We start from the raw sequence: 461 nt of genomic DNA on the forward strand, positions 1-461 counted from the left end.
TGGTTTTACTTTCTCCATGCGCCTGCACTGTTAATACAGCGGCTGCGGCTCCAAGAAGGTGGCCAACCGGTACAAACGTTAGGCTGATATCTCCGGTAATTGAAAAAGGATTGTTAAATCCAATAGTTACGAAACGGTCTACCGTCTCCATAACATGTTTTTGAAGATATAGCGGTTTAGGACCTGAATTATTGCCACGTTTTCCTTTACGCGATTTGCGCTGCTTATTTAAGAAGATGTTTACAGAATCCAGAAGCAGAAGCTCGGTAAGGGCGGCAGTAGGGGCGGTGCAGAGAATTTGTCCGTCAAAACCATGCCGTACCAGTGTAGGTAGATTTCCCGAATGATCGATATGAGCATGAGTGAGGATGACAACGTCAATATCTGAGGGCATAAAGGGAAATTGTTCGTTTTCCTCCAGCCAGGTATCCTTTTCGTAATCTAAACCGCAATCTATTAAA

General features: G+C 44.3%; 1 protein-coding gene. It reads right to left on the reverse strand.

The window, feature by feature from the left end:
* On the reverse strand, positions 1–461 hold a 461-nt coding region (locus tag WKF69_RS17085), incomplete at both ends, for an MBL fold metallo-hydrolase (RefSeq protein WP_340383437.1).

This window comes from Daejeonella sp. (assembly GCF_037719425.1).
Classification (GTDB): domain Bacteria; phylum Bacteroidota; class Bacteroidia; order Sphingobacteriales; family Sphingobacteriaceae; genus Daejeonella.